At 71.7% G+C, this 7666-nt stretch carries 6 protein-coding genes; 4 read left to right on the top strand and 2 right to left on the bottom strand.

Annotated features, from left to right (window positions below; all coding sequences use genetic code 11):
- Positions 1-152: 152 nt before the first annotated feature.
- Positions 153-758 carry a DUF1992 domain-containing protein gene (locus tag DEJ31_RS11885; protein ID WP_110905024.1) on the bottom strand — a complete coding sequence of 202 codons (606 nt, stop codon included), beginning with the start codon at positions 756-758 and terminating at the stop codon, positions 153-155.
- Between the two features lie 92 nt (positions 759-850).
- Here DEJ31_RS11885 and DEJ31_RS11880 point away from each other — a divergent pair, with 92 nt between their 5' ends.
- A complete protein-coding gene (locus tag DEJ31_RS11880; protein ID WP_110905023.1) occupies positions 851-1915 on the top strand; it encodes a sodium:calcium antiporter in 1065 nt (354 codons plus the stop codon).
- On the opposite strand, the gene DEJ31_RS11875 is transcribed toward DEJ31_RS11880, so the two are convergent.
- Positions 1902-3716, bottom strand: a complete 1815-nt coding sequence (locus DEJ31_RS11875; protein WP_111121950.1) for a glycoside hydrolase family 15 protein — start codon at positions 3714-3716, stop codon at positions 1902-1904. The two genes, DEJ31_RS11880 and DEJ31_RS11875, sit on opposite strands and share 14 nt — an antisense overlap.
- A gap of 151 nt (positions 3717-3867) precedes the next feature.
- Between DEJ31_RS11875 and DEJ31_RS11870 the strand changes: the two genes are divergently transcribed.
- From DEJ31_RS11870 to DEJ31_RS11860, 3 genes are all read left to right on the top strand, one after another.
- Positions 3868-5034, top strand: coding sequence for an RtcB family protein (locus DEJ31_RS11870; protein WP_111044540.1), 1167 nt, complete (start codon positions 3868-3870; stop codon positions 5032-5034).
- Between the two features lie 122 nt (positions 5035-5156).
- Entirely contained in the window at positions 5157-6005 is an 849-nt protein-coding gene (locus DEJ31_RS11865) for a DUF1206 domain-containing protein (protein ID WP_146243147.1), read from the top strand.
- A 116-nt stretch (positions 6006-6121) separates the two neighbouring features.
- On the top strand, positions 6122-7666 hold the full coding sequence (locus DEJ31_RS11860; RefSeq protein ID WP_111121948.1) for a GAF domain-containing serine/threonine-protein kinase: 1545 nt from the start codon (positions 6122-6124) through the stop codon (positions 7664-7666).

Below are 7666 nucleotides of genomic sequence, written 5' to 3'. Positions count from 1 at the left end.
CACGGGCGGCCTGCTCGTCGGCACCGCCACCATCACCGCCCAGATCAAGTAACACCCCGATCTGACACACCACGACAACGCCGCCCCGCACCCGCGAGGCGGCGTTCTCGCGCGTCCGGTCCCAGCGCGACGGCCGGGAGGCCCGGATCACCTCACCCGCGTCGGCGCCACCACCGGGACGGTCGGATCTCGGCCGCATGCGCGGCCGCAGCCGACGCGGCGGCCGCGGCACGGGCCTCCCGTCGGTCCCGCCACCGCGCGACCTCGGCGTCGACGTCGCGCATCGGCGTGACCACCGGCGGCCCGCCGAGGAGTTGCCGACGCGCCTCCTTCACACGCGCGTTGAAGTCCACCAGGACGTCCCGGACGTCCGACTCCACTGAGAGTGCGTCCAGGTGGTCGTCGAGCTCGGCGTCCTCGGTCCGCAGGGCGAGGGCCGGCGGCGCGATCCCGCGGATGTCCTCACGCTCGATCTTCGACTTGATCCACCAGTCCGGGTCGTGCTGGCCGTCGAGGCCCGGCAGCGGCTTGCCGTGGTACGGATTGCCCTCGAACACCCCGCGGCGCTCGGCCTCCGCGATCCGGGCACGGGCGTGGGCGGCGACGTCGGCGGCCTTGAGCAGCTGTCGTTCCTCGCGCTCGGCACGGACCTCGTCCGGGTCGAGGGAACCCCGTTCGACCTCGCTGTCCACGAGCTGCTGGTAGCGGTACCGCGCGGCCTTCCGCAGGCGGTCCATCCGGGCGTCGACGTCGTTCATCGTCGGGCCATGATGCCCTGGACCCCCGACGAAGCCGTCCAGCCGGCGCGTGCCGGAGGACGACCCAGCCGTCGGGGTGCATCGTCACCCTCGTGGATACCCTGCCCCTCTGGTTGCTCGTCGTCGTCTTCGTCGCCGGTGCGGCCGTGATCTGGATCGCCGGCATCCAGCTGTCCAAGACGACCGACGTGCTCGACGCCCGCCTGCACCTCGGCAGTGCGCTCGGCGGGCTCATCGTCCTCGCCGTGGCGACGAACCTCCCCGAGATCGCGATCACCGTCAGCGCCGGCCTCTCCGGCTCGATCGAGGTCGCCGCGGGCAACATCCTCGGCGGCATCGCGATCCAGACCGTCGTCATCGCCGTGCTCGACGCGTTCGGCAGGCGCGGGAAGGGCGTCAAGCCGATCACCTACCGCGCCGCCTCGTTGACGCTGGTGCTCGAGGCGCTCGTCGTCGTCGCCGTCCTGGCCGTCGTCATCGCGGGCAGCCAGCTCCCGCCGGACCTCGTCGTCGCGCGGCTCACCCCCGACGTCGTGCTCATCGCCGTCATCTGGGCCGTCGGGCTCCTCCTCGTGCAGCGAGCCGGCACGGGACTGCCGTGGCACGAGAGCGGGCACGCGCCGGACGCCAGCCCGCACGCATCCGGCCACCGCACTCGCAAGCAGGACACGACACCGGCGATGAGCACCCGGAAGGCGGTGGTCGTCTTCACGGTGTCCGCCCTCGCGACCCTCGTCGCCGGTGTCGTGCTCGAACGGGCCGGCGACGCGGCTTCGGGTCAGATCGGACTGTCCGGCGTGCTGTTCGGGGCGACCGTCCTGGCCCTCGCGACGAGCCTGCCGGAGATCTCCACGGGCCTCCAGGCCGTCAAGCAGGGCGACGACAACCTGGCAGTGTCCGACATCTTCGGCGGCAACGCCTTCCTGCCGGTGCTGTTCCTCGTCGCCACCGTGCTCTCGGGCAAGGCGGTGCTGCCGCAGGCGAACGCGAGCGACGTGTACCTGACGGCGCTCGCGGCGCTGCTGACCCTGGTCTACGCGGTGGGGCTCGTGTTCCGGCCGCAGCGGCGGATCGTCGGGATGGGCATCGACTCGTTCGTCGTCGTCGTGCTCTACCTGGTGGGGGTCGCCGGCCTGGTGGCGATCACGGTCGGCTGACCTCCTCGATGGTCAGCGCGGCCTGGATGAGCGCCAGGTGCGACAGCCCCTGCGGGAGGTTGCCCATGAACTCGCCTTCCTCGCTGATCATCTCGCTGAACAGACCCACCTCGTTCGCCTGGTCGACCATCTCGTCCATCAGGTGTTCCGCGTCGTCGTGCCGGCCCACGCACGCCATCGCGGCGGCCAACCAGAACGAGCACGCGACGAACGGCGACTCCTCGTCCTCGATGCCGGAGTACCGGTAGACGAGTGGGCCGCGCTGCAGCTGCTCCTCGATCGCCCGGATCGTCGACTCCATCCGGGGCCCACGGTCGAACGTCGACATCGCGTGCAGCAGGATCGAGGTGTCCAGGGCGTCCGAGCCCGGGTACATCACGTAGTGGCCGAGCTCCTCGTCCCATCCGTGCTCGCCGACCCACTGCTCGATGAGCTCGCGGTTCTCGACCCACTTGTCCCGCGGGCCGTCGATCATGCCGGCGTCGTGCAGCTCGACCGCGGCGTCGAGCGCCTGCCAGCAGCCGATCTTGCTCGTGACGTAGTGCTGCGCGTCCTCGAGTTCCCACATGCCCGAGTCCCGTTCCACCCAGCGGTGGCAGGCGTCGTCGGCCAGGTCCTGCAGCACCGACGCGGTCTTCCGGTCGAGCACGTTGCCGGCGTTGACGTACTGGCGCATGATCGCGAAGACGTCGCCCCAGACGCCGAGCTGCAGCTGGTCACCGGCGCGGTTGCCGATGGTCACGGGTCCGATGCCGGTCCACCCCGGGACGTCACGCTCCTCGACCGTGTCGCTCTTCGAACCGTCCAGGCCGTAGAAGATCGGCATCGTCTCGTCGTGTTCGGCGATGGTCCGCATCACCCACGAGACGGCCGCGTGCGTCTCCTCGCGCAGGCCGAAGCGCGTGAGCGCGTTGACCGTGTACGCGAGGTCCCGGACCCAGGCGAACCGGTAGTCCCAGTTCTTCCCGCCGTCGCGGTTCTCCGGGAGGCTCGTGGTCGGCGCCGCCGCGATCGCTCCGGTCGGCGAGGAGATCAGCAGCTTCAAGGCGAGGGCGCTCCGCTGCACGGCCTCGGACCATGGTCCGTCGTAGGAGAACTCCGTCGACCACGTCGACCAGTTCTCGATCGTGCGGTCGATGCCCTCCATCGAGCGCTGCGGGTCGGGCATGAAGATCGGTTCGTCGTGCGTGCCCACGATCGTCAGGATGTGCTTCGACCCCTCGGTCGTGTGGAAGCGTCCCGAGAACCGCGGCCCGTCGTCGTGCACCGGTTCGAAGCCCTGCTCGACGACCGCGATGGTGATGCCGTCGATCCCGATGACGGTGCCGTTCACGGTGTCGAGACGTTCCGGCTCGGCGGTGTTCAGCAGCGTGCCCGGGACGACGGCCCACTCCATCTCGACGGACCCCTCGACGCCCTGCACGCAGCGGCCGATCTCGGCCCACGGCAGGCGACCGGCGACCCCCGTCACCATCGCGTCCGTCACGGTGGCCTGTCCTGAGGACGTCGTCCAGGTGGAGAGCAGGACGTTCGTCCCCGGTATGTACTTCCGGGAGACCGAGGCGTCGTCGTCGACCGGCCGGAGGGCGACGTGCCCACCGTGCTCGGCGTCGAGGATGCTCGCGAACACCGGTGGCGAGTCCATCGCGGGGATCGGCAGCCAGTCGATCCGGCCGTCCCGGGCGATGAGTGCCACGGTCCTGCCGTCACCGATCGCGCCGTAGGAGCGGAGCGGGACGTACCCGTCGGTGCGCTCCTCGTTGTCGGTGGCGTCGGGGGTGTCCCGTGTCCGTTCGGTCATGGCTCCATCGTGCCCGGAACCGCTCGACGTGCCGCGGACGCCACGTACCCCGGATGTGCCCTCGTGCAGGTGTTCGTGGGCACGCTACGCTTCTCGGTTCTGCCCGGACGGGCGGACCGTCACCCCGACGTCGTCCGACAGGGACACCACCATGCAGAAGATCACGAACCGCTTGCTCTCCTGGGCCTCGATGCTCGAGGAGAGCACCGAGCAGCAGGCCCGCACGACCGCGGACATGCCCTTCGTCTACCCGCACCTCGCGCTGATGCCGGACGCGCACCTCGGGCTCGGCGCCACCGTCGGGTCGGTCATCCCGACCCTCGGCGCGGTGATGCCCGCCGCGGTGGGCGTCGACATCGGCTGCGGCATGATCGCGGTGCGCACCGGGTTCCATCGCTCCGACCTACCGACGGACCTCCGGCCGCTCCGGGAGTCGATCGAACGGGCGATCCCGGTGTCCGCCGGGGCGTCGAACCGGACGATCGTCGAGACCGCCGCCCCGCGCATCGCCGACCTCGAAGCCCGGGCCGAGCGGGCCGGCTTCGACCCGGCCGGGGCGCTCGCCAAGTGGCGGAACCAGCTCGGCACGCTCGGCTCGGGCAACCACTTCATCGAGGTCTCGCTCGACGAGGACGACCGGGTCTGGCTGTTCCTGCACTCCGGCTCCCGTGGTGTCGGCAACAAGATCGCCCAGCGTCACATCGCGGTCGCCAAACACGCCATGGAACGCTGGTGGATCGAGTTGCCGGACCCCGACCTCGCCTACCTGGTGGAGGGCACCGCGGAGTTCGACCGGTACATCGCCGAACTGCGGTGGGCGCAGCACTTCGCCCTGCTCAACCGCGAGGAGATGATGGACCGCGTCGTCCGGCAGCTCGCGGGCGTGGTCGACAGCGAGGTGCAGGAGCTCGAGCGGATCAACTGCCACCACAACTTCACCCAGCGTGAGGAGCACTGGGGCAAGTCGGTCTGGGTGTCCCGCAAGGGTGCGATCCAGGCGAGGTCCGGGCAGCCCGGGCTCATCCCGGGGTCGATGGGCACGGCGTCGTACGTGGTCGAGGGGCGGGGCAACAAGCCGTCGCTCGAGTCTTCGCCGCACGGCGCGGGCCGGTCGTACTCGCGGTCTGCGGCCCGGCGCACGTTCACACACGAGCAACTCCGGCAGGCGATGGTCGGCATCGAGTACCGCGACACCGACGCGTTCCTCGACGAGATCCCGGCCGCGTACAAGCCGATCGACCAGGTGATGGCGGACGCCGCCGACCTGGTCACGGTGCGGCACACGCTGCGGCAGATCGTGAACGTCAAGGGGGACTGACCCCGCGACACGACGACGGACGGGAGGGCCGTGACGGCCTGGCCACGGGCCTCCCGTCCGCCGCGGCCTCACCGGACCGGGACCGGCCGGACAGGGACCGCGTGGTCGGGCAAGCTCATGGGGTGACCGACGCAGCACAGGACGCAGCCCGCGAGACCGGACGACAGGCGCGCCGGGCCGCCGACAGTCGGTGGTTCGAGACCACGGCCAGGGCCGGGTTCGTCGGCACCGGCGTCGTGCACCTGCTCATCGGGTACCTCGCGGTGCTGCTCGGCATCGGCACCGCCGCGGCCGGCAGTGGCGCGCAGTCGGGGGACACCGACCAGTCCGGCGCCCTCGCGCAGCTCGCCTCGGTGCCCGGCGGGGTCGTGCTCCTCTGGATCGTCGCCGTCGGGACCGCCGCGCTGACCGTCCGACTCGTCGTCGAGGCCGTCATCGGCGGGCGCACCGACGACGCGCGCGCCTGGCTGGCCCGGGCGTCGAACGTCGGCAGGGCCGTGGTCTCCGGAGTGATCGCGTACTCCTCGGCCAGTCACGCGCTCGGTGCGGGGAAGAGCTCGAGCGGGTCGACGCGGAGCGCGGCGGCCACGGCCCTCGCGACACCGGGCGGGGTCGTGCTCCTGTTCCTCGTCGCGGCCGTCGCGATCGCCATCGGCGTCGGCCTCGTCGTGATCGGCCTCCGCGGGTCGTGGGAGAAGAAGCTCCGTCCGCAGCCGCGGTCCCTGCGTCGGCCCGTGGCGGTGCTCGCGACGCTCGGCTACATCGCGAAGGGGGTCGCCGTGGTCATCGTCGGGGTGCTCGTGGCCGTGGCGGCCGTCCGGAGCGACCCGGACCAGGCGAGCGGGCTGGACGGGGCGTTCGATGCCCTCCGGTCGATGCCGGGAGGCTCCGTCGTGCTCGTCGTGGTGGGGCTCGGGTTCGCGGCGTTCGGCGTCTACAGCTTCTTCCGGGCACGGTACGCGCGGATCTGACCGCGCCCACGGGATCGTGGCGGACGGTGCGGCCCCCGTGATGGGATGATGCATCGTCGAGTTCTCGACACCAGCGTCGGCGCATCGCGAGTCGCCCACACCGAAGACGAGGAAGCATGGTTCCGACGGAGGGACAGCAGGAGAGCGCTGCGCTCCTGGCAGGCCGGTACCGCTTGGAGCAGGTGATCGGTCGCGGCGGCATGTCCGTCGTCCACCGGGCGTGGGACGAGAGCCTGGACCGGCCCGTCGCCGTGAAGCTCTTCCACCCCGGCATCGTCGACATCGCGCGCCAGGAAGCCGAGCAGGGCGTCCTGGCCTCGCTCGACCACCACAACCTGGTCAGCCTGCTCGACGCCGGCGTCGTCGAGGACGAGCGCGGGTCCGTGCAGCGGTTCATCGTGATGGCGCTCGTGCACGGCCAGGACCTCGAGGAGCGGTTGTCGCTCGGGCCGCTCGCCTCCCGGCACATCGCCGAGATCGGCTTCGACATGGCCGAGGCGCTCGACTACATCCACGCGCAGGGCGTCGTCCACCGCGACATCAAGCCGTCGAACATCCTGCTCGTCGACTACGGCAACGGGTCCGACCGAGCGCGGGCGCGACTCACCGACTTCGGGATCGCCCTGGCCGCCGGGGTCGAGCGACTCACCGCGGACGGCGTGACGACCGGGACTGCCGCGTACCTCAGCCCGGAGCAGGCGCGCGGCACCGAGGTCGGCCCGGCCAGCGACGTGTACTCGCTCGGCCTGGTGCTGCTGCAGTGCTTCACCCGGCGGCGCGAGTTCCCGGGATCGCTCGTCGAGTCGGCGCTGGCGCGGCTGTCGCGGGACCCGGTGGTCCCGGAGCCGTTGCCCGAGCACTGGCGGCAGGCGCTCGCGGCCATGACCGCGCAGGACCCGGCGGCTCGGCCGGTCGGCGGCGAGCTGGTCGCGTTGCTCCGACACGTGGTGATCGCGGACACGGCAGCGGACGAGCCGCAGGCTGACGTCCCGCCGACGACGGGGCCCACCACCGGGGCGCCCGGCGGCACCGCTGCCGCCGCGGCGGGCACGGCCGACAGCGTCCCGGCGCGCCCGACGACGCTCGATGTCCTGCCGGAGGAAGCGCTGCAGCGGACCACCGCGATGGCGGCCCGGCTGTTCGACGCGCCGATCGCCCTCATCGAGGTGCTCGACGAGGACCGGGAGTGGTCGCAGTCCTACGTCGCGGACGGCATCGACAAGTCCGCACGGAGCATCACCTTCCGCAACGGCTTCGCACCGGTGCCGGTCCCGGTCGTGATCCCGGACGGGTCGACCCACCCTGAGATGCGGAACAGCCCGCTCGTCACCGGTCCGCTCGGCATCCGGTTCTACGTCAGCGTGCCCCTGGTCCGCCACGACGGCGTGACGATCGGCACCCTCGCGGTGCTCGACTCGCGTCCCCGCACGGCCGACGACGCCGACATGGCGAACCTGCGGGACCTCGCCGCACTGGCGGTCACCCAGCTGGAGCTCCGGCAGGAGTCCCTGCGCACCAGCGACGCGTTCCCCCTGCCGCACACCGGGGGAGCGCACACCGTCGGTCCCCGCACCGGAGGCTCCCACGCGGGGGCCCTGCACACCGGTGGCAGGCACACCGGGGATGTCCGCGCCACGCCGGAGCCGGACCGCGCTGGCTGA

The organism is Curtobacterium sp. MCPF17_031, from assembly GCF_003234035.1.
Lineage (GTDB): Bacteria > Actinomycetota > Actinomycetes > Actinomycetales > Microbacteriaceae > Curtobacterium.
Note: the sequence above shows the minus strand (reverse complement) of the source record. Positions and strands in the feature narration are given on the sequence as shown.